This is a genomic window from Mesobacillus sp. QJM3NY_10, assembly GCF_056173465.1.
The window spans coordinates 1,359,322-1,380,043 of the sequence record NZ_CM149675.1 but is presented as its reverse complement, the minus strand read 5'-3'; the positions used below and the strand labels follow the sequence as shown (position 1 = coordinate 1,380,043).

Below are 20,722 nucleotides of genomic sequence, written 5' to 3'. Positions count from 1 at the left end.
CCTCCTTTATGGATACAGGGGAATCATTTTTAGTCCTGCTGTTTCCTCTAATCCAAACATGATATTGGCGTTTTGCACCGCCTGCCCTGCGGCACCTTTCATTAAATTATCGATAACCGACACAATCGTAAGCCTTCCTGTCCTTCTGTCCCTATGCAACCCAATATCACAATAATTCGATCCCTTGACCTCTTTGACTGACGGGAACACCCCATTATTCCTTACTCTTACAAATGGATGCCCATCATATGCTCCCTTATATAAATCTAGCAGCCTTGAAGTATTCAAATCTTCTTTTAACTGCACGTATATTGTGGCCATGATTCCCCTGGTAACGGGTATTAAATGTGTGCTGAAGGTTATCTTTACCTCTTCGCCATTCCAAAGGCTAAGCTGCTGTTCGATTTCCGGGATATGCTGGTGCTCATTCACTTTATAAATTTTGAAATTTTCATTCAACTCTGCGTATAGCGTGCCCATTGACGGAGACCTGCCAGCACCGGACACACCTGATTTAGCGTCGATTATGATACTATTCTTCTCAATCAACTTCTCTGTCAGCACCGGTGCCAGCCCGAGGAGTGCTGCAGTCGGATAGCAGCCTGGATTGGCCAGCAGATTCGCATTCGTAATCTGCTTCCTGTTCCATTCACTAAGCCCGTATACTGCTTCATTTAGAATAGAGGTATCGACCGATTCATGCTTATACCATGCTTCATATGCTGATGCGTCTTTCAATCTCAGGTCACCTGATAGATCAATAACTTTTATGCCTTTTTTAAAAAATGATTCAACAAGCTTACCGGAAACTCTTGAAGGGGTTGCCAGGAACACAATATCTGATTCCTCGGCTATTTTATCAGTGTCAATCTTGGTGAGGACCTTATCAAAAATTCCTGTTAAATGGGGATATTCTTCGGAAACAGGTTTTTCATCTCTTGTTGTGTGGATTGAATGAATACTGATATATGGATGATTTGCCAGGATACGAATCAATTCTCCCCCACCATATCCAGTGGTACCAATGATCGCTGCCTTCACTTGAAACCTCCTTTCAACTTATGTATAAATAAACAAATTATTTTATATTTATAAATAAATTTCTTTTTATTATAAAAACAATGGGAAGAAAACGCAATAGATTTATTAACAATATGTGAACAATTCACAATTTTATTGCTGGCTTTGTATGCTTTACAATATAATTATATTATTATCAGATACGGAAGGGAGTATCATTCTCCCGTAATAAGGTGGTATTCATATGTTGACTGCAACAACGTTGTCACCAAATTTGAATAAGCTTTTTGCAAAGGTCCACAGAATTAAAAGCATTGACAAAGGACGCTTCCTTTTTGAAGAAGGCAATACCGCAGATGAGCTGTACATTATTCAGAGCGGGAAATTTCAGATCAGCAAAATGGTACCAGATGGACGCGAGTTAACAATCAGAATGTGTTCAGCCGGCGAACTGGTTGGAGAGTTATCATTGTTCAGCCCAGCATCCCAGCATATCTTGAATGCCCGCGCTTCAGAAAGTGGGACGGTGGCAGTGATTCAAAAGGATAAGCTCGAATCCGAAATTGAAAAGGATAGCGGGTTGGCACTAGAACTCGTTAAGTGGCTTTCCCTGCAGCACCGCAAATCGCAAACAAGGTTCAGGGACCTTGTCCTACATGGTAAAAAAGGTGCTTTGTACTCAACCCTCATCCGGATGGTGAACAGTTACGGAGTAAAAACAGAAGATGGCTTGAAGATTGATGTATCGCTGACGAACCAGGAGCTCGCAAACTTTTGTGGGACCTCACGAGAAGTCGTGAACAGATTATTGAGCGACTTGAGGAAGAGTAACATCATATCCATTGATAAAGGATACATTACCGTCCATGCCCTCCATCGGCTAAAGAGAGAAATAGATTGTGAAAATTGTCCTGTTGAAATATGCAATATAGAATAGCAAAAGCCGCCAGTTCATCACTGGCGGCTTTACTTATAGGCTGGCTTCGCATTGATAATCATTACAGGACTGCAAACAGCATGATGATAAAAAACAGCACTGCGTTCACGATTTCGTATATCCCTACCTTCATGAAAGAAAGCGGTTTGCCATAAAATGCTACAGCTCTGATCAAGCTTGGTACTGCGGCAACAGCGACTATGACTTCTCCAGCTGCGAGCCACAGAACAGGGACCAAAAGGTGGTAGGTCCAGGAAATCCATTTGAATTGGCTGTTCTTCTTTTCGCGAATCATTGTTTTCACGTAAAATGTGCTTCCGGTGAAAAATAGAATACTGGAAGCAAAAACAAGGATTGCATTTTCATTGATTTCCCCACTTGGCAGAAAGCTGCTGGCCAAACCGGCAATAGAAAACACAACGATGGCACTTAGATCATTCAATAGCGCCCGGTCTCTATTTTTAGCAGAGAAGTATGCATTGAGCATAAAAAACGGAATCATCGCAAGTCCGAACGTTACGATTGTTGGTGTCGTGAACAATGGAACCATTAAGAACACAAGAGCCGGTATCATATAAATAAGCACCCATTTACGATAAAATGAGATTTTCTTTTTCTTGAACATCAATAGAAGCGGATATGTTCCTAAATATAATAATAACCATCCGATAAAAAACGGGATATGCTGCCAGACTATTTCACTTGCCGCTGCTCCAAGCCAGAAAGGGATGTTCAACATCGCCCAGGCCCCATGTTGTTTTGGCATAAATAACTTCATGAATGAACACTCCCTTTTGTTTCTTATCTTAAATATAAAGCAGGCAAATTGTTTAATAAGTGAAACACATCACATTTTCACGTGTGTAAATGCGGTTGACACCGAACTGTCAAAAAAGAAATGCGTAAGCGCCTTAGTCAGCCCTGAAAAGCGCTTGATTTTATAAAAAGAAAAAAGAAGAGACTGGATTTAGCCTCTTCTTTCGAATTGCAGTTTTAAAAAGATTTTTTTTATATATAAGTGCGGTTTTAATAAATAATAAATTTCCTTCGTGAATGCCAGACTCAATAGGAACAGGAATACAACTATAAAATGCACCTTTGAGAGAATGGATACGTCCGTGACCAGGCTCATATCTGGCTGCAGTTGGGCAAGGCTGATGAGCCATCTAAACAGCAGTACGGGTTCGTACGCTATGCTGCTCGACAACACGATGGCAATGCCCGTTGCTGTGCTGGCAACCATAAGTGTTTTCACGACGACAAGCAGAAACCTTCCTGCCTTCGAACATGTTCCTTCTTCTCTTGATGCATCGTATTGCCAAACGAGTCCCATCGCCACTATTGCCGCAACCGAATATGGATATACAATCCATAAAAAGATTTGTAGCATTTCCATCGCTCTCACCTCACACATATCTCACAACATGAATCCCATTTAACATTCTAACCGGGTAAGTATGAAGTGACAGTGACAAAAGTCGCCGTATATGTCTAAAATAAGAACTTTTTCTTGGTAACCCTTTAATGACTAAAGGAAATCACCTAGTGTGTACTGCTGATGTACTCTAAAATCCAGTTGACTCCATCATCAATTTCAAATACAGGGAGAGACGAACCCTTTAACATGTTTGCCAACTCCGCATTTCGGCATAAAACCACCTGGATATTTTGCAGCTTTTCCACTAGCTCCAGATCGCTCTCATCACGCAGGATGACAGCCTTAGGATAGGGCTCATTCTTATAACCTTCTATCAAGATTACATCAGGCTTGAAGAAGGATAGCATGTCTATTTCTTCAGATAAGGACCATTTATCATTTTCAGCATGAATAACCATCCGGCCTCCCCCTTCTACAAGAGAGACAGATGCTCCTGCCTTTATATGCCTGTCGGAATCCTTGTCCTCGACAACTTCCGGCCTCCCGCCATGCCCATGGTGTTTGACTGTCGCAACCTTCAGACCTTTCGCAGCCAGCTGCTGGATCAATGTTAGGCTAAGCGTCGTTTTGCCGCTGTTTTGGTACCCTGCAACCTGAAACAATACCGGTTTTACCAAGGCCAATCACTGCCCACATGGTCCTCCAGCAACAGAACATCCACCTCTGATCCTTCTTCAAAACCTCTTGTACCGCCAGGCAGAATCATGAGGGAATTAGCTCCAGCGAGGCTCATGATAATATTCGATTTATCCAGGCCGCTAGGTGTTACTACCAGTTTGCCATCCTCGACTCTAAGAGCGCTCCTGACAAATCTAGTAAATGGATTTGCTTTAGGGAAGTTGGCATCAAGAATCGCTTTTTCCTTCCTCAAATGAGGCTGTTCAGTGTAGAGCATCGTCCTGATGATTGGACGAGCGAACAACTCGAAGCCAACATAGCATGCCGAAGGGTTTCCTGACAGGCCAAACAATAACTTGCCATCAAGCTGCGCTACAGTAGTGACACTGCCCGGTCTCATCGCTACTTTATTGAACAGCACCTCTGCTCCCAGCTTTGCGTAGATCTCCGGCAGATAGTCGTAGTCCCCGACGGAAACCCCGCCGGTGGTAATGAATAAATCCACTTCCTCAATCGCTTTGCTTACTGCATCGAAGCAAGTATCAAAATCATCAGGCAGCTGTCCAAAGTACTTCACTTCAGCTCCAGCACGAAGGATTTGAGCAGAGATCATATAAGAGTTGCTGTTGCGGATTTTTCCCGGCTCAAGCGGTTCATCGACATCCAGCAACTCAGTCCCTGTTGCATATAGTCCGATTACTGGCTTTTTCGAAACAGGTACTTTGGCATATCCAAAAGTCGCCAGCATCGCTTGGATTCCCGGATTGATGAACGTGCCTTTCTTAACAAGCACTTCCCCTTCCCTTGCATCCTCACCGCGGTAGGAAACATTATCTCCTTCCTTATGCTTGCGTTTTGTTGTCATGTATTTTTTTCCGTCACGCTCGATTTCACTGGCCAATTCAAACATGACAACAGAATCAGCACCAACAGGCATCTGTGCTCCTGTCATGATTCTGACTGCCTGGAATGGCCCAAGTTCTTTATCCGTAAGCATTCCGGCACCGATATGGTCCACCACTTCAAATTCAACAGCGTAATTTTGAGAAGCTTCCTGTGTATCAACGGACCGGATTGCATATCCATCATACGGAGCTCTGTTGAAATGCGGTACATCGCTGGTCGCTTTCAAGTCCTCTGATAGATAGCGTCCATAGCTTTCATTGATTGAAACATATTCAGTGGAGCCTTTTTGCTTATGCTCCATCACTCTTTTAACTGCCTCTCCAATTGGAATAGGGTTTCTTTTCTCTAACATATAATCAGCTCCTATTACAGGCTTAACTTCTAAATTTACCCTTTTCATTATAAGAGTAATGTAAAAATGAAAACATAACAAACCTCACAGTATTCTCTCATAAAATCTCCCGAAAATATGTAGATTTTTTGTGAAGTGTGATGCACATCACCAAGTAGTAAAACCATTTCCTTTATGATGAGTATGTAAACAGTATTAAATAATTTACTGGAGGTTTCCTACATGAAAATGCCTTTTGATCAAAATTCTTTAGTTAAAGATATTGTCAATATATTCCCGCAATCAAGTGATTTATTCAAGCAGAATAGACTGGATTTCTGCTGCGGCGGAAATCGTCCTCTAGCAGAAGCGGCTGGCGAACAGAACCTGGATGTACCTGCAATCATGGCTGAACTCGAAGAGCTATATCGCAAGCATAACGGCGCTGCAGAAAGCATGGAGGTCTGGACAGAAACTGACTCTGCGGAATTGATCGACCATATCAAGAACAAATACCACCGCGAGCTTGAAGAAGAATTGAAATTGCTCAGCCCGTATGTAACAAAAGTTGCAAAAGTCCATGGCGACCGCCACGAAGAGCTGTTGAAAGTTTATGAGCTTTTCTACGAGTTGAAGAAAGAGCTTCTGGAGCATACGGCAAAAGAGGAAGCGACTGTCTTCCCGCTCTTGCTGCAGCTCGATACTGCTGATGAAGAAAAGCGTACCGAAATGATCGCAGAAATCACAGAGCTTGAGAAGGAACACGACCATGCAGGCTCCATCCTAAAACAATTACGTGAAATCACTGCAGACTTCAATCCTCCAATGGATGCTTGCGGAACTTATCGCTTAGTATACAAACGCCTGGAAGCATTAGAATCACATACGTTCATGCACGTACACCTGGAAAACAACATCCTGTTCCCAAGGTATATTGCCTGATGAACAAAAAGCGCAAGCGCCTCGTTCAGCCCCGACAAGCGCTGCCCGCCTTAAAACGCCACGTCCTGTGGCTGGCGGGTCTAGCACATCGTGTGCCACGGAGGGCCGCCCAATGAAGTCGTTCTTTGACTTCAATGGGCGGATCGAAGCGACTCGAGGGGCTAGGCGCTGGAGCTGGATTAAGAAAACCACATGCAGTTATCCACACCTAAATAATTTTTTAATTTCCTTAACAACATAAAAAATGACCTCATCTAATTAAGGTGAGGTCATTCTCTATACTAGCTTACATTATAAAGCCCCGGAGAACAGTCGCGCGAATGATTCCTTCGTCCTTTCCCAAAGCCCTCGCTTATGGTACTGGACTGGACTGATTATTTCCGAATCCTCAAGATCTTCTTCATAATGAGCCACAAGGTCCCTGATCGAACTTGTTCCAAACAGGAAGACATTGACTTCAAAATTTAAATGGAAGCTCCGCATGTCCATATTGGCCGTGCCGATCGAGGCGATATTCCCATCGACGATGATGACCTTCTGGTGTAAAAAACCCTTTTTGTAGGAGTAGATTTCAGCACCGTTGCGCAAAAGCTCTGAGTAGTAAGAACGGCTTGCGTATTGTGTCAGATAACTATCATTGATTTCCGGCACCATGATCCTCACTTCAATTCCTTTTGCAGCTGCTACTCTCAATGCTGTACGGATTGCTTCGTCAGGGACAAAATAAGGTGTGGCAATCCAAATCGACTTTGTTGCACATGACATCATCGTATAATAAAAATCACTCATGATTCCCTGCTGTGTATCTGGACCGCTTGGCACCACTTGGATCGCACCATCCAATTCATCATTTTCATGTGGTCTTTTCTCTGCCCGATGGTCCTCCAAGACTTTCTCGCCGCTAATATATTCCCAATCAAGGAGGAACACATTGTGAAGGGTATATACAGACTCTCCTGTCAGCAGCATGTGAGTATCACGCCAGAAACCGATTTTTTCATCTTCCCCTAGATACTCAATTCCTACATTCAACCCTCCGGTAAAACCGATTTCCCCATCAATGATGACGATTTTCCTATGGTTGCGGAAATTGAATTTCTGATTGAAGAATCCATACTTGAGCGGAGAAAAGGGAGCCGCTTTTATGCCTGCTTCCTGCATTTCCTTTAAATCTGTGGCCGCGATCTTCATACTTCCAGCAGCATCAAAAATGAACAGCACCTCGACACCCTGCCGCGCTTTTTCAATCAGAATATCAATAATCTCCCTGCCAAGCCTGTCAGACCTGAAAATATAATATTCCATATGAATGAACTTTTTAGCTTCTCGCAGCCTTTTTTTAATCTCCGTAAACGTCTCTTCTCCATTTTTCAGGATTTTTGCCCTGGAAGCAGTCGTAATCGGAGTTAATGTTGAATTCTTTGCATATTTCGCAAAGCACTGCTGATTCTCGATTAGAAAAGAAAGATCTCTCGACTCTTCTTTCCGCATCAGTTTTTCCCACTGGTCCCGATCTCTCGTACGCTTGCTTTTATACAAATAACCCTTCAAATACAACTGCCCTGAGAATAAGTAGAAGAAATAACCGCCCACAGGAAAAAGCAGCATGACATACATCCACATCAGCGTATGCTGTGCCGAGCGGTTTTCAAGCATCAATGAATACATGCTGATAAGGATAATCACTGCATAAATCAATATGGCTGTCACTTTGATCGCCTGGCTATAATCAGTGAAAAACACAATATAAAAACATGCCATTAAAATAAATACAAATAAAAACTCAAGTCTTCTTTTTAGCATCCCAGTATACTCCAACAATTTTATAGTAGATTCATGTATACCCATAAACCAATTGTCCGGAAACATAGTATACCCAGATTTGCCAGAGGCCAAAAAAATACAAAAACGTGATTTGACCTAAGATAATGAGTGATCAAGAGTTTGCAGGCGAGGCACTGGCTCCTGAAGAAAGCAGTTAAAAAAAAGCTGTTTTCGTAAAGATTGTTGTTAAAATCCTAAAGCCGATTTTAACGTGATAAAAAGCCACTTTGTAGTTCGGTATTAAGTGTGCAAGCTCTTTTCTCATAATAAGCTTTAGTTTTTTGTGAAGAAACATAGGTCATTTAATCTTATTTTGTAGTCAATAACAACAAAGTTTGAGAAAAGAGCAAAAAAAAAGACCCCCTAAGGAGTCTTAGCCGCCAATATAGGACATTTCAATTTTCTTTCTGTTCGCAACTGTTTCAGCCGTACGTTCATCAGAATAGCGGTCCGTTCTATGGTTCCAGATGTCCGAAATGCGTGTGCGAAGTTCATCATCTGAAGCACCGGCGCGCATGAAGTCTCGGATATCGTGGCCATTGCCATTGAACAGGCATGTGAAAACCTGGCCGTTCGCAGACAAACGTGACCTTGTGCAGCTTGAGCAGAATGACTCTGATACCGAAGAAATGAAGCCGACATTGATATCAGTACCTTTATATCGGTATTTTTTAGCGACTTCCCCGAAATATTCCGGATCAACTGGTTCTAGTTCATATTGTTCGCTGATTAAGTCATGGATCTGCTTCTTCGTGATGACATCATCCATTTTCCAGCCGTTCGTGCTGCCCACATCCATGTATTCAATATAACGAAGCTCCAGGCCTTCCTTTTTGCAGAATTCAGCCATTGGAAGGATCTCAGAATCATTGAGCCCCTTTTTGATTACCGTATTGATTTTTACACCCAAGCCAGCTTTCTTCGCTGCTTCAATTCCTTTTAATACCGGTCCGACACCAACATTCCGGCCATTGATTTGACCGAACAGTTCATCTTTTAAACTGTCCAGACTGATATTGACCCGTTTCAGGCCTGCAGCATATAGCTCATCAGCATATTTCGGCAGCATTACACCATTAGTGGTCAAAGCGATATCCTTCAACCCTTCAATCTCATTCAGCATTTTTACGAGAATAGGCAAATCCTTGCGCATTAACGGCTCTCCGCCTGTAAGCCTGATTTTTTCTACACCTAGTTCAATGAATAATTTGGCCACACGCTCGATTTCTTCATATGACAGCAGTTCGCTTTTAGGCAAAAACGCGAAATCAGGTCCGAAAATTTCAGCAGGCATACAATACTGACAGCGGAAATTGCATCGATCTATAACAGAAATACGCAAGTCGCGGAGCGGTCTATTTAATTGGTCTTTTATTATGTTTTTTACCATTAGTATCAACTCCAATTTATAGAAGTTATGATTATTGACATTGAAACAGCAACAAAGATTGTTAACTGTTAATATTCTCACAGTAACATCAATAGCCCTCTATTAAAATAGTAGATTTCATCCTTATGTCTATATTACAACATAAAAACTGCCAGGATAGTGTTTTTATCGAGAATTGTCATCATGTTGTCATAATATCATAAGTAAAGCGCAAGCGCCTTAAGTAGTAAATTTCTTCCCCAAAAAAAAGACTGCATCAAGGACACAGTCTTTTTAAAAGGTTTATTTGCCTTTCTGGGTCATTTCACTGAACATGCCAACAAATTTCTTGATTTCACCAGCTTCATTTTTGACAGGGCTAATCGTGAGCCATTCAGGATAAATAGTACCGTTCTTCTTTTTATTCCAGATCTCACCTTGCCAGAATCCATTTTCTTTTACGGATTTCCACATTTCCTTGTAAAAATCTTCTCCATGCTCTCCCGACCGCAGGATGCGGGGATTTTTCCCAATGACTTCTTCTGCACTGTAGCCAGTTACAGTCGTAAAGGCTGGATTTACTTTTTCAATCGTTCCTTTTATATCTGTGACCATTATTCCCTCTGCTGTGTGATCAATGATATTTTTAGCAAGACTTAATTTTTCCTGATAGTACATCCAGATAACGATGATCAAGCTTGCCAGTGCCACCTGGGATAATGCCATGAAACCAATTGCGTAATGTCCGGTAAGGTTGAACAGGAATGCAAGCATAAGCGGTGGGAAAAAGCCTCCTAATCCGCCTATCGCTGAAACAATCCCGTTGACGATACCCGCTTGCTTTGAAAAATAAAGCGGTACAAGCTTGAAGACAGTTCCATTCCCAATACCGGCACTGATTGCGACTGCGAGACAGCCAATTGTATACAGCGTCAATGAAGGCGTGAACGAGAGCAGGATCCCCGAAATCGTCATTCCAGCAAACACCACCATTAGGATGACAAACGAGTTGAATTTATCCCCCAGCCAGCCGCCAATTGGCCTGAAAAATGTTGCCAGTGCAATAAAGCCTGCAGTCCTAAGGCCAGCATCTACTTTATCAAGCTCAAAATGCGATACAAGGAAATTCGGCAAATAGATCGTGAAGGCTACAAATGAACCAAAGGTTAAAAAGTAGAACAAGCTTAAAGCCCAAAGCTTCTGGTTTTTGTATACGCTCTTGATTTGCTCGCCTAAAGGAGTAACGACCTTGGGCTCTTTTTTGTCACCGAGGAAATAGTTAAGGAAAGCGAATGCTATAAGCAAGACCATGAAAAGCTTGACTGTTGGCTGCCAGCCAAGCTGTGCTGCAATAGCAGGCGCTGAAAACGTTGTAAGTGCTGTCCCAAGGTTTCCTACTCCATATATACCGTTGACAAACCCGTGGCGTTCTTTAGGATAGTACTTCGGCAGCGATGTTACACCTACAGAGAATATCGCTCCTCCGATACCGACAAACAAGCCCCCTATCAACAAATCAGAATAGGAATCAGCGATACTAATGAAGTATACCGGGAACAGAAGGAATGCAAAGCTGATAAAAAACAGTTTTCGTGCGCCATATTTGTTTGTCCAGTATCCAATCGGGATTCTCAGGATAGAGCCGAGAACGACTGGTATGGCAGTGGCCATCGCAATCTGGTTCGCAGTCAGCTGTATATCCTCTTTGATGAAGGGCATTAATGCCGATAAAATAACCCATACCATAAACCCAGCAACAAGACTAAGCGTTTGGAGCGGCAGTTGCACTTTTTGTATTCTCATGATTTCCCCCTTCTTGCTTGCAAATATTTTACTTCACTTTAAATACCGAACGGTTCCTTAGACAAATAGTAAGAAAAATCAAAACCCTTAGATATGACGAACTTCACACCCGCTTTTTTGTTCAATAAACTGTCACAGTTGTTTCTAAACATTAGAAACAACTGGCTTTTTTTATCGATATAATATACCTAGACCGACTTTGTTTCGAAAATGTGAACAAATCGCTTTTATAATGTGACGAGATTTTGACATTTCCTCAATCTTGATTTAGTTAACACTATCTCGGTGTTATTATTATGACAATAAAGATTATGCCACGGACATAGCTCCTACTATAGAGAGCTAAAATCAAAAAAAGGGTGATGACCATGCCAAACACAACTAAAGCAACTCATTCAATTGAAATTAAAGAATTACTCCAGTTTGCCGACCGGACGATCCATGTAAAAAAAGGGTCATACCTGTTCCAGGAAGGCATGGAGGCTGAGGAGCTTTATTTGATCCTGGGCGGCAAGGTCCAAATCAGCAAGGTCACCCAGGATGGCCGAGAGCTTGCCTTAAGGATCTGCGGAGAGAACGATATTTGCGGAGAATTGACACTTTTTACTGATGCACCTAAGTACCTCTTAAGTGCGCTTATCCTTGAAGACGCGAAAATCGCCGCAATCAGAAAAGACGTGATTGAAAAGGAGATCTTCCACAATCCGACACTTGCGTTTGAATTCATGAAGTGGATGAGCGATCATTTCCGTAAAACTCAGACTAAATTCCGCGATTTAGTGCTTAACGGAAAAAAAGGAGCATTATTCTCCACCTTGATCCGAATGACTAACAGCTATGGCGTCCATAAAGACACCGGCATTTTGATTGACCTGCCGTTAACGAACCAAGAGCTGGCAAACTTCTGCGGAACTTCCCGCGAAAGCACAAACCGCATCCTGAATGACCTGAAGCGAGAAGGAATCATTTCAATTAAAAAAGGGAAAATCCTGGTTCATGATGTAGAATATTTACGACAGGAAATCGGCTGCGAAAACTGCCCGGCGGTATTTTGTTCAATAGATTAATGATAAGAACAAAAAGCGCAAGCGCCATGATTAGCTTCGACTAGCGCTGGAGGACCCTGACAAATAAAAAAAGCGAGTGTATGCCTTTTTGGCTTCACTCGCTTTTTATGTTAAAAACAATTTTGTCTGAGCAGGAGAGCCTTTTTAGCTCTCCTGTTTTTGTTTTCTCAACGCTTTAGGAATGTATACGCAGAATGGCTCGCTCTCCAGGTAATCACCGGTCATCGCGTATGCTCTTGAGCGTGAACCCCCACATACATGCCTGAATTCACACACTCCGCATTTTCCCTTGTACTCGTCAGGATTCCTCAATGACTTGAAGATAGGAGAATCTCTGTAAATTTCAGCAAGCGGCTGTTCCCTTACGTTCCCTGCTTTTACAGGCAACAGTCCGCTTGGATAAACATCTCCAACGTGCGAAATGAACACAAAACCATTGCCATCGTTGACACCTTTTGGCGCGCGTCCAAGACCGTCGATAGATCCAGTCAACCCTTCCTTTGTCAGTGCCGTCAAGTAATCAATTTCTTCGGTGTGATCCCTTGCTTCACGCATTTTTTGCTGAATGACTACCCGGCGATAATGCTGTGCTGCTGTCGTTTTAATGTCGAACTTAACCCTCTTGCTCAAATCATATAACCAGGTGAAGACTTTTTCATGCTCTACCGGAGAGATCATATCCTTTTCCTGGCCGCGTCCTGTCGGAACAAGGAAGAACACACTCCAAAGAACACAATCCAGGTCTTCAACCATTTTTGCCATTTCATCTAAATACTCAATATTATATCGTGAAATTACAGTATTGATCTGAATGGGAATTTCCAACTCATGCAAATACTTGATTCTCTCCATCGTTAAATCAAAAGAACCTGCCGTACCCCTGAAGTGGTCATGGACTTCAGCTGTTGGTCCGTCAATGCTGAATGCCCAGCGGGACAACCCAACTGACTTCGCCTTTTCAATCGCTTCCTTCGTCACATTAGGTGTCGCGCTTGGTGTCATCGAAACACGCACGCCTTTTTTCACCGCATACTCTGCGATATCAAAAACGTCCTCCCTCATCAATGGGTCCCCACCCGTGAACACAAGCATCGGATTATTCATTTCATATATTTGATCAATCAGCGCTTTCCCTTCTTCAAAGGACAATTCACGCGGATCTCTTCTATATTGTGCTTCCGCACGGCAGTGCAGGCATTTTAATTGGCAGGCTCTGGTAAGTTCCCAAATCACTATGAATGGGTCTTTGTTAAAATCTCTATCAAACATCATTGGCGCCTCCTTAAGTACTTCTCTATAAAAGAAGTATATAAGTGTTTCCAACATGATTAAGTGAACTAACTCACATAAATAGAGATATAATTGCCTTTTTGTATGACAGTTTTGTGAATTTGAAACCCTGTTACATGTCGTATAGGACATAATCATTATGAAAAAGGGCGCAAAAAAGCAGCAGGCTGGTTCCTGCTGCTTGAAAGTTAGGCTCTGTTAAATTCGGCTGTTGATTTTCGTTCCAGGCGCTTCGCTTTCCGCGGGCAGTCGGGGAGCCTCCTCGGCGCTTTTTGCGCCTGCGGGGTCTCCTCATGACTTGCTCATCCCGCAGGAGTCTTCGCGCCTTCCACTACAATCAACAGGGCTTTAAAAACAAAATTGGGCTTTAACAGAGCCAAATGTTAAGATCTTAATCCCTCACGCCTAAAGCAATTTTCGCGTAACGGGACATCATGTCCTTAGACCAAGGTGGGTTGAATACGATATTAACTTCTGTATCTTTTACTTCTGGAAGGTCGGCAAGAGCCAATTTGACCTGCTCAACGATCGTGCCTGCTAGCGGGCAGCCCATAGACGTCAGTGTCATTGTCACTGTCGCAAGTCCTTCCTCGTTCAAATCCACATCATATACTAGCCCTAAATTAACGATATCGACGCCAAGTTCAGGGTCAACGACCATCTCAAGCGCACCCATCATGCTATCTTTTAATTCTTCATCCATCGGTGAACACTCCTTTTTTATTGCTGTAACCTATCTCCATCATAACAATGTTTTATACTCATTAAAAGCGGAAAGGCATTAGATATACTTTTCAAACCATTTCGCAGATGCCTCAACACCAGCATTTGAAACATTGTGTCCGGCATTTTCATCGGTGATGAATTCAAACATCCCGACTGTTCCCTCATAGCTTTTCCTGTTTTGCGCGTAAAAATCATAAGCAGATTGATACGGTACGACCGGATCTAATTTTCCATGCCAGAATAACAGCGGGCGTTTGTTCAATTTTTCAGGCTGCAGGGATAGGTCGTATTGTTTTAACTGATTCAGCAAGCTTGATATTTGCTCCTTGGATAACCCTGTCTGAATACTCCTTTTTTCCATTTCGTTCAGCTGCCATAATGCAAACTCTTCAAATGAAGGATTACCCATCAAGCTGACACCAGCCTTTATCCACTCGTACTTTGCAAGTGCGCCGAGTGTTGTAATTCCGCCCATCGAAGTACCGGCAACACCAATTCTCGCTGGATCTACCAGTCCTTCCTCCACCAATTCCTGTTTGATTGTCCAAAGCTCTTCAATCGACGTGATGACGATCTCCCAAAAGCGGTAGCCAAGCTCAGCCTCTGACAATCCTTCACTGCGAGTTCCGTGATATTTCGCCTCAGGCATGATGACTCTAAAGCCTTTTTCGGCAAAAAGGTAAGCATAATGCATGTTACGTTCTTTTGTGCTCGTAAACCCATGCAGAAAAATAATCAAAGGCATTCTATCTGAAAATTGCTTTTGTTTTACAATATGGAGAACGGGAATATGTTCAATGCGTTTCTTCTCGACCAAAATCACTAATTAACCCTCCTGAAGCATGCGGATCTTAAATTTACCGGACTTTTAAGTATCTAAAATGATTTTTTTACAATTTATATGTAAAATGGTTACCATAGTGGTTATAAGACCAATTAACCATCATCCAATATATGTATTGTAGAACTCTTACGAAAAAAGAGCCAATCATACGCATACGATGTAAAAAAAAAAGAGTTTAAGAAGGAGTATTTATGGCTGAAAAACATTTAATTGCATTAGATTTAGACGGAACTTTACTAACCGATGATAAAACGATTTCTGAAAAGAACAAGCATGTAATACAAAAAGCACGAGAAGCAGGCCATGTTGTCATGATCGCGACCGGTAGACCATTCCGTTCCAGCGAGATGTACTACCATGAGCTTGCACTTGATACGCCAATCGTCAACTTCAACGGTGCGTTTATCCATCACCCGCTTGATAATAGCTGGGGAGTACACCATTCTCCGCTTTCAATCGATGTGGCAAAGGATATTGTCGAAGCACTTGATGATTTCAAATTCTACAATATCATTGCCGAAGTAATCGACGATGTATATGTACATTATCATGATGAAAAATTGATGGACATTTTTAATATGGGAAATCCAAATATCACGACCGGCGATCTGAGAAGATATTTGAAGGCATCTCCAACTAGTATGTTGATTCACGCTGATGAAGAACATGTTCGTAAAATCCGTAACCATCTGTCAGAAGTCCATGCCGAAGTGATCGACCATAGAAGCTGGGCCGCTCCGTTCCACGTCGTCGAAATCGTCAAAAGCGGCTTGAACAAAGCAGTTGGCTTAAAGAAAGCATCAGATTTTTTCCAAATCCCTGCAGACCGCATCATTGCATTCGGCGATGAAGATAACGATTTGGAAATGCTTGAATACGCAGGCCGCGGAATCGCAATGGGCAATGCCGTCGACGAAGTGAAAAACATCGCGAACGACATGACATTGACTAACGAAGAAGACGGCATCGGCGTTTATTTGAACGACTTGCTTAATTTGAAAGCTCTATAAAATACACAACTGTCCGATAGGAAGCTCTATCGGACATTTTCTTGCTGATTCCCGCTGGGTTTGTCCGTTAGACAGGTTCTATCGGACATTTTCTTGCTGATTCCCGCTGGGTTTGTCCGTTAGACGGGTTCTATCGGACACTCATTTAATAGTTCCCGCTGAAATTGTCCGATAAATGTTAATCATTGCATGTACCTTCCAAATTGAACTTGCATCAGAACCGTTTGATTTTATGTCAAAAGAGCATACTATAAGCGAAGCGGCGTTATAGCCTGTTTCAAATTCGCTCGTAGATGGAGGGGTAAAACGATGGGTAAAAGCAATAAATCCAAGCGTTTTGTACAGCAAGGGGTAGATACTGTCTCCAAGCATGATGAACGAATCCCTTACCACACCACTTATGCCGAAGCTGAAGCACAAAAGATGGCGAATGTCAGAGAGTCCTCTTTAGGGGGAATATAAATGGGAAACAGGCTTTTTCAGGAAGCTAGGAAGGCTGTCCAGTTAGCTCAGTCTGCGGAGCCTGCGGAACAGTCTGCAGCCATCAACACAGCTAAAAATGCTCTGTCATCAGCCTATGCCAATACGACAATGGCTGAAAAAGAGCAGCTTCGGTCATTTCAGGACGAGCTGAATTCAATTGAAAGCAAGTAAAAGTAAAAGCTGGCGGAAATCCCGCCAGCTTTTACTTTGCTAATTATGATTATTGAACCTTTCAAGCAACACTGGATAGGTATGGATGATTTCGCCATCCTTGCTGCGTTCATAAAGATTAAGAATGACTGACCCATTTTGCGGAAGCTTGCTTTCTGGTATTGATATTTCTAGCGAGAACGGTTTCCATTGTGGATATTTTGCTCGTGGAACAACTTCTGTTTCAGGGACCAACTGGTTATGTCCATCTTCAGCTGTATAAAAGAACTTACCATTGATTGGCCGGGCTTCACCCATTATTTTATAATTCCCTTTGCTCCCTTCTGAAACTACGCCTTTAAAAACAGGGTTTTCCCCAGGGATATACATTGTCTTCGTATCAGTCAGCAGCTTTTTGTCCCCGACAGGTTTTCCATTGATGCTCGTTGCTTTCAACTGTGCAGTGACCGTGTATTCTCCTTCCTGGACTCTTTTTCCTGCCGTCGAGTAATCCCAGCTCTCCACCCATTTCATTTTCTCCTGCGGTTTCAAGGTCAAGGTTTCAAAGGCCTGGGTAAACGATTTTCCTTCAGAATACTGATACACCTTTTTCTTATTAGCATCCAGGACGGTAATTTCGTATTTCTGGGATGTTGGGAATTCAAATGAAAGCTCTGTATTCCCCTGGTTTTGCAGAATGGTTTCAAACTCAGCTTTCTCAGGACCAGCTAAGGGATCAATATAAAAACTGTATTCCAGATTTGCTGGTGACTGTTTTTCTTCTCCGATCGCCAGGACAGGCGCCACGGCCATCAACAACAAAATGATCAACAAACTGACCTTCCTCATTTACCAAACCTCCGTTTCAGTGATTACTCCTTTCGGAAAAAACCGAAAATCCCAGCTGTCTCAACAATATTGGTGAACGCATTAGGATCGACTTCCTTGATAATGTGTTCCAAGTCATACAATTCATACCTTGTCACGACAATGATAAGCATTTCTTTCTGTTCTCCGGAAAAAGCTCCTTTGGCAGGCAGCAGCGTGATTCCGCGTACAAGTTTGTCATGGATGGCCTTCTTTAATTCATCTGACTTCTTCGTAACGATCATCGCCGTCAGTTTCTCATGCCGTGTATGGATGGCATCAATTAACCGTGTGGACACATACAAAGCGACAAGAGTATAAAGAGCGTTTTCCCAGCCAAAAACAAAGCCAGCTGTCATTATAATGATGCCATTCAAGGTAAAGAAATATGTACCAACCGGACGATCATTCATTCGTGACAGGACCATTGCAATAATATCCATTCCTCCTGTGGATGCCCCCCATTTTAAGGTCAGTCCAACACCTAACGCTGCAATGACTCCCCCAAAAACAGCATTCAGCAGAATATCACTCGATACTTCTTTTACCGGAATGATTTCAAGAAAGAAAGATGAAAGCAGAACGGAGATAAAACTATAAAGTGTAAAAGATTTCCCTACTTTCTTCCAGCCAAGGATTGTCACCGGTATATTCAATAGCAGTAGAAGAATCCCGGTAGAAATATTAAATGGTGCGAATTCACCAAGTATGCTCGAAACGAGCTGTGCGATCCCGGTAAAGCCGCTGGCATAGACATTTGCCGGTATTAAAAAGAAGTTCAGTGACATGGCATTCAAGAATGCACCGATCACCACGATGATGATTTTTTTTGTTTCCAACCAGACCATGTAAATCCCCCTTATTCTTTTCTATTCTTCCTGTACCCCTATTTTGCCGAAAATCACTATAATTAATTGTCTTTTTCCCATATTCCCTATAAACTATTAACATATAAAGGTTGAAAGCAGGTGAAAGTTATGTCAGTAAAAATCATGGCTGATAGTGCATGTGATTTGCCATTGAGTTTTTATGAAGAAAATGATGCAATACTATTTCCGTTGAAGGTCCATATTAATGGCAATGAATATGAGGACCTACGAACAATCCAGCCAAAAGAAGTGTACGATCAAATCCGCGCTGGCAACCTTCCAAAGACCTCACAGGCTTCTCCTGCTGGTTTTAAAGAAGTTTTCACGGAATTGGCCGAGAATAAGCAAGATGGAATATACATAGCTTTCTCTTCACAGCTGTCAGGAACATATCAGACAGCCGTCATGATTGCCGAGCAAGTTAAGGAGGAATACCCTGACTTCAACTTGTCGATCATCGATACAAAATGTGCATCCCTTGGATATGGACTAGTTGTTATGGAAGCAGCACGGATGGCGAAGGAGAATTTTTCAAAGGAAGAAATCGTTGAAGCTGTCCAATTCCACAGCCAGCATATGGAGCATTTATTCACGGTAGATGACCTTGACCATCTTGCCAAGGGTGGACGCGTTTCAAAAGCTTCCGCATTCGTAGGCGGCCTGTTGAATATTAAGCCGCTGCTTAATGTTGAGGATGGGAAACTGGTTCCGCTTGAAAAAATTCGCGGGAAGAAAAAGCTTCTTCGCAGGATTGTGGAAGTAATGAAGGAACGCGGCGTCGGTTTTGAAAATCAGATCGTTGGCATCAGCCAGGCAGATGATTTTGAGACAGCCACTGAAATGAAAAACATGATCATGGATGAGCTGAAGGCTAAAGAAGTTATTATCACTTCCATCGGTGCAGCAGTCGGATCCCACACTGGACCTGGTACCATTGCAATTTTCTTCTTAAACAAACTGCCATCATAAATTTACATACTCCTTTCAGGTTTTAGGGAAAATAAAATGTACCTAACCTGAAAGGAGTTTTTTAAATGCCACATACATCTGATAACGATAAAAAAGCAAAAGACAACAATGCCCTTCGCCATGAAAAAAATATGATGCGCGAAAAGAACCGCAAAGCAGGCAAGCATGAATACTCGAAGAAAACAGATCATCTGTAATAAAAGCGCAAGCGCCTTGGTCAGCCCCGACAAGCGCTGGAGCTAGACAATTCTCGAAGTGAAGTTTATTCTTTTAAGTTCGTAAAAAAAATAGAGCCACCCGGCTCTATTTTTCTTTTTTATATGTCCAGTTATTTTCCTGATAGATCTTTCCTTCCTTCATGAGCCTTCCCATTGCCCGCTTGAAGGAGCCTTTGCTCATACCGAAACGTTCCTGGATGTCCTCGGCCATGCTCTTGTCATGGTAAGGCATTGCCCCATTACGGAGCTCCAGGTATTCCATGATCTTTTCAGCGTCTTCATCCAATGCTTCCTGCTTGCGCGGCAAAAGCGAGATATTGACCGAACCATCTGGTTTTACATCAATGACTCTTCCCTCTACTTTCTGGCCAATACGAGGCTCAGTCCGGCGCTGCGATTCGTGGATGAAGCCTTTAAAGCCTTCAGCAGTGATCATCCAGCTGCCTACCCTTGCCGTCCGGTAGATGTAGCCATGGACATTCTTGTTAAAGTCACTCCTTGTAGCATTGACGGAGATATCCTGAATAACAGGGTCGGTTGCCATTCGGGCATAAATCATATTGCTGCGATTTACTCGAAGCGTGATATAAAGCAAGTCCCCTTCTTGCGGCCAAACTGATTTTACGACCGGCAAGTCTTCCTCACCTAACAAAACATCCTTACTGATCCCGATATCAAGGAATATGCCGATACCTTCCTTAACATCAACGACAGGTACCCACTCATAGTGGCCTACCTGGACTTTCGGTATGGTTGTTGTCGCTGCGAGCCTTCCTCTTGATTCAACAAATAGAAAAACCTCTACCTTATCTCCTTCTTCAAATGTCATGTCTGTATCATTTGAATGAAGCAGCACATCCTCTTCTCCGTCCGTTAAAAAGTAGCCGAAATCAACAATTCTTGCTACGGTCAGCTCCAAAGTCTGACCTGTATATTCGTTCAAGGACATAAAATCCCTCCTGCCTTGTTATTAAGCACTAAATTACGTAAAGTTGTTTGAACTGCTATATTTTACTATAATGTAAGCAAAAGCGAAAGCGC

Annotated in this window: 22 protein-coding genes; 8 read left to right on the top strand and 14 right to left on the bottom strand. The window is 42.6% G+C overall.

What is annotated here, in order from left to right; genetic code table 11:
* Window positions 1-6: 6 nt before the first annotated feature.
* The gene (gene argC / locus AC0VX7_RS06890) at window positions 7-1,041 is read right to left on the bottom strand and encodes an N-acetyl-gamma-glutamyl-phosphate reductase (RefSeq protein WP_475427225.1); all 1,035 of its coding nucleotides are present in this window, start codon (window positions 1,039-1,041) and stop codon (window positions 7-9) included.
* Between the two features lie 223 nt (window positions 1,042-1,264).
* Between argC and AC0VX7_RS06885 the strand changes: the two genes are divergently transcribed.
* Window positions 1,265-1,957: a Crp/Fnr family transcriptional regulator gene (locus AC0VX7_RS06885; protein ID WP_475427224.1), complete on the top strand. Its 693-nt coding sequence runs from the start codon at window positions 1,265-1,267 to the stop codon at window positions 1,955-1,957.
* Window positions 1,958-2,018: 61 nt separating this feature from the next.
* On the opposite strand, the gene AC0VX7_RS06880 is transcribed toward AC0VX7_RS06885, so the two are convergent.
* From AC0VX7_RS06880 to AC0VX7_RS06865, 4 genes are all read right to left on the bottom strand, one after another.
* Window positions 2,019-2,735 (bottom strand): YwiC-like family protein, encoded by a 717-nt coding sequence (locus AC0VX7_RS06880; protein WP_475427223.1) that lies wholly within the window; start codon window positions 2,733-2,735, stop codon window positions 2,019-2,021.
* A gap of 189 nt (window positions 2,736-2,924) precedes the next feature.
* Window positions 2,925-3,353 carry a respiratory nitrate reductase subunit gamma gene (locus tag AC0VX7_RS06875; RefSeq protein WP_475427222.1) on the bottom strand — a complete coding sequence of 143 codons (429 nt, stop codon included), beginning with the start codon at window positions 3,351-3,353 and terminating at the stop codon, window positions 2,925-2,927.
* 146 nt (window positions 3,354-3,499) lie between these two features.
* Entirely contained in the window at window positions 3,500-4,018 is a 519-nt protein-coding gene (gene mobB, locus AC0VX7_RS06870; RefSeq protein ID WP_475427221.1) for a molybdopterin-guanine dinucleotide biosynthesis protein B, read from the bottom strand.
* Window positions 4,006-5,271, bottom strand: a complete 1,266-nt coding sequence (locus tag AC0VX7_RS06865) for a molybdopterin molybdotransferase MoeA (protein ID WP_475427220.1) — start codon at window positions 5,269-5,271, stop codon at window positions 4,006-4,008. The genes mobB and AC0VX7_RS06865 overlap by 13 nt, the downstream gene beginning before the upstream one ends.
* Before the next feature lie 222 nt (window positions 5,272-5,493).
* Here AC0VX7_RS06865 and ric point away from each other — a divergent pair, with 222 nt between their 5' ends.
* Entirely contained in the window at window positions 5,494-6,192 is a 699-nt protein-coding gene (gene ric / locus AC0VX7_RS06860) for an iron-sulfur cluster repair di-iron protein (protein ID WP_475427219.1), read from the top strand.
* Window positions 6,193-6,483: 291 nt separating this feature from the next.
* Here ric and cls read toward each other — a convergent pair whose 3' ends face one another.
* The 3 genes from cls to AC0VX7_RS06845 all read right to left on the bottom strand — a co-directional run bounded on the left by cls (window position 6,484) and on the right by AC0VX7_RS06845 (window position 11,188).
* A complete protein-coding gene (gene cls / locus AC0VX7_RS06855; RefSeq protein ID WP_475427218.1) occupies window positions 6,484-7,995 on the bottom strand; it encodes a cardiolipin synthase in 1,512 nt (503 codons plus the stop codon).
* Between the two features lie 394 nt (window positions 7,996-8,389).
* Window positions 8,390-9,406, bottom strand: a complete 1,017-nt coding sequence (moaA, locus tag AC0VX7_RS06850; protein WP_475427217.1) for a GTP 3',8-cyclase MoaA — start codon at window positions 9,404-9,406, stop codon at window positions 8,390-8,392.
* Window positions 9,407-9,688: 282 nt separating this feature from the next.
* Entirely contained in the window at window positions 9,689-11,188 is a 1,500-nt protein-coding gene (locus tag AC0VX7_RS06845; RefSeq protein WP_475427216.1) for a nitrate/nitrite transporter, read from the bottom strand.
* A gap of 368 nt (window positions 11,189-11,556) precedes the next feature.
* Here AC0VX7_RS06845 and AC0VX7_RS06840 point away from each other — a divergent pair, with 368 nt between their 5' ends.
* Complete coding sequence (locus tag AC0VX7_RS06840) at window positions 11,557-12,255, top strand: Crp/Fnr family transcriptional regulator (protein WP_475427215.1); 699 nt, start codon at window positions 11,557-11,559, stop codon at window positions 12,253-12,255.
* A gap of 144 nt (window positions 12,256-12,399) precedes the next feature.
* On the opposite strand, the gene AC0VX7_RS06835 is transcribed toward AC0VX7_RS06840, so the two are convergent.
* The 3 genes from AC0VX7_RS06835 to AC0VX7_RS06825 all read right to left on the bottom strand — a co-directional run bounded on the left by AC0VX7_RS06835 (window position 12,400) and on the right by AC0VX7_RS06825 (window position 15,094).
* The gene (locus AC0VX7_RS06835; protein WP_475427214.1) at window positions 12,400-13,527 is read right to left on the bottom strand and encodes a TIGR04053 family radical SAM/SPASM domain-containing protein; all 1,128 of its coding nucleotides are present in this window, start codon (window positions 13,525-13,527) and stop codon (window positions 12,400-12,402) included.
* A 409-nt stretch (window positions 13,528-13,936) separates the two neighbouring features.
* Window positions 13,937-14,248 (bottom strand): metal-sulfur cluster assembly factor, encoded by a 312-nt coding sequence (locus AC0VX7_RS06830; protein ID WP_214908751.1) that lies wholly within the window; start codon window positions 14,246-14,248, stop codon window positions 13,937-13,939.
* A 78-nt stretch (window positions 14,249-14,326) separates the two neighbouring features.
* Window positions 14,327-15,094 carry a prolyl oligopeptidase family serine peptidase gene (locus tag AC0VX7_RS06825; protein ID WP_475427213.1) on the bottom strand — a complete coding sequence of 256 codons (768 nt, stop codon included), beginning with the start codon at window positions 15,092-15,094 and terminating at the stop codon, window positions 14,327-14,329.
* A 212-nt stretch (window positions 15,095-15,306) separates the two neighbouring features.
* On the opposite strand from AC0VX7_RS06825, the gene AC0VX7_RS06820 reads away from it, so the two are divergent.
* The 3 genes from AC0VX7_RS06820 to AC0VX7_RS06810 all read left to right on the top strand — a co-directional run bounded on the left by AC0VX7_RS06820 (window position 15,307) and on the right by AC0VX7_RS06810 (window position 16,779).
* Complete coding sequence (locus AC0VX7_RS06820) at window positions 15,307-16,125, top strand: Cof-type HAD-IIB family hydrolase (protein ID WP_475427212.1); 819 nt, start codon at window positions 15,307-15,309, stop codon at window positions 16,123-16,125.
* A gap of 309 nt (window positions 16,126-16,434) precedes the next feature.
* Window positions 16,435-16,587: a hypothetical protein gene (locus tag AC0VX7_RS06815; protein WP_167832158.1), complete on the top strand. Its 153-nt coding sequence runs from the start codon at window positions 16,435-16,437 to the stop codon at window positions 16,585-16,587.
* A complete protein-coding gene (locus tag AC0VX7_RS06810; RefSeq protein ID WP_041967316.1) occupies window positions 16,588-16,779 on the top strand; it encodes a DUF3813 domain-containing protein in 192 nt (63 codons plus the stop codon).
* A gap of 39 nt (window positions 16,780-16,818) precedes the next feature.
* Here the strand turns inward: AC0VX7_RS06810 and AC0VX7_RS06805 are convergent, their stop codons facing one another.
* Together AC0VX7_RS06805 and AC0VX7_RS06800 are read right to left on the bottom strand one after the other, a co-directional pair.
* Entirely contained in the window at window positions 16,819-17,607 is a 789-nt protein-coding gene (locus AC0VX7_RS06805) for a BsuPI-related putative proteinase inhibitor (protein ID WP_475427211.1), read from the bottom strand.
* A gap of 23 nt (window positions 17,608-17,630) precedes the next feature.
* Window positions 17,631-18,473 (bottom strand): YitT family protein, encoded by an 843-nt coding sequence (locus tag AC0VX7_RS06800; protein ID WP_475427210.1) that lies wholly within the window; start codon window positions 18,471-18,473, stop codon window positions 17,631-17,633.
* A 129-nt stretch (window positions 18,474-18,602) separates the two neighbouring features.
* Between AC0VX7_RS06800 and AC0VX7_RS06795 the strand changes: the two genes are divergently transcribed.
* Both AC0VX7_RS06795 and AC0VX7_RS06790 read left to right on the top strand, forming a co-directional pair.
* Window positions 18,603-19,463 (top strand): DegV family protein, encoded by an 861-nt coding sequence (locus AC0VX7_RS06795; protein ID WP_475427209.1) that lies wholly within the window; start codon window positions 18,603-18,605, stop codon window positions 19,461-19,463.
* Between the two features lie 65 nt (window positions 19,464-19,528).
* On the top strand, window positions 19,529-19,660 hold the full coding sequence (locus tag AC0VX7_RS06790) for a DUF3941 domain-containing protein (RefSeq protein WP_215034454.1): 132 nt from the start codon (window positions 19,529-19,531) through the stop codon (window positions 19,658-19,660).
* Window positions 19,661-19,766: 106 nt separating this feature from the next.
* Here the strand turns inward: AC0VX7_RS06790 and AC0VX7_RS06785 are convergent, their stop codons facing one another.
* Complete coding sequence (locus AC0VX7_RS06785; RefSeq protein ID WP_475427208.1) at window positions 19,767-20,630, bottom strand: CvfB family protein; 864 nt, start codon at window positions 20,628-20,630, stop codon at window positions 19,767-19,769.
* Window positions 20,631-20,722: the final 92 nt, after the last annotated feature.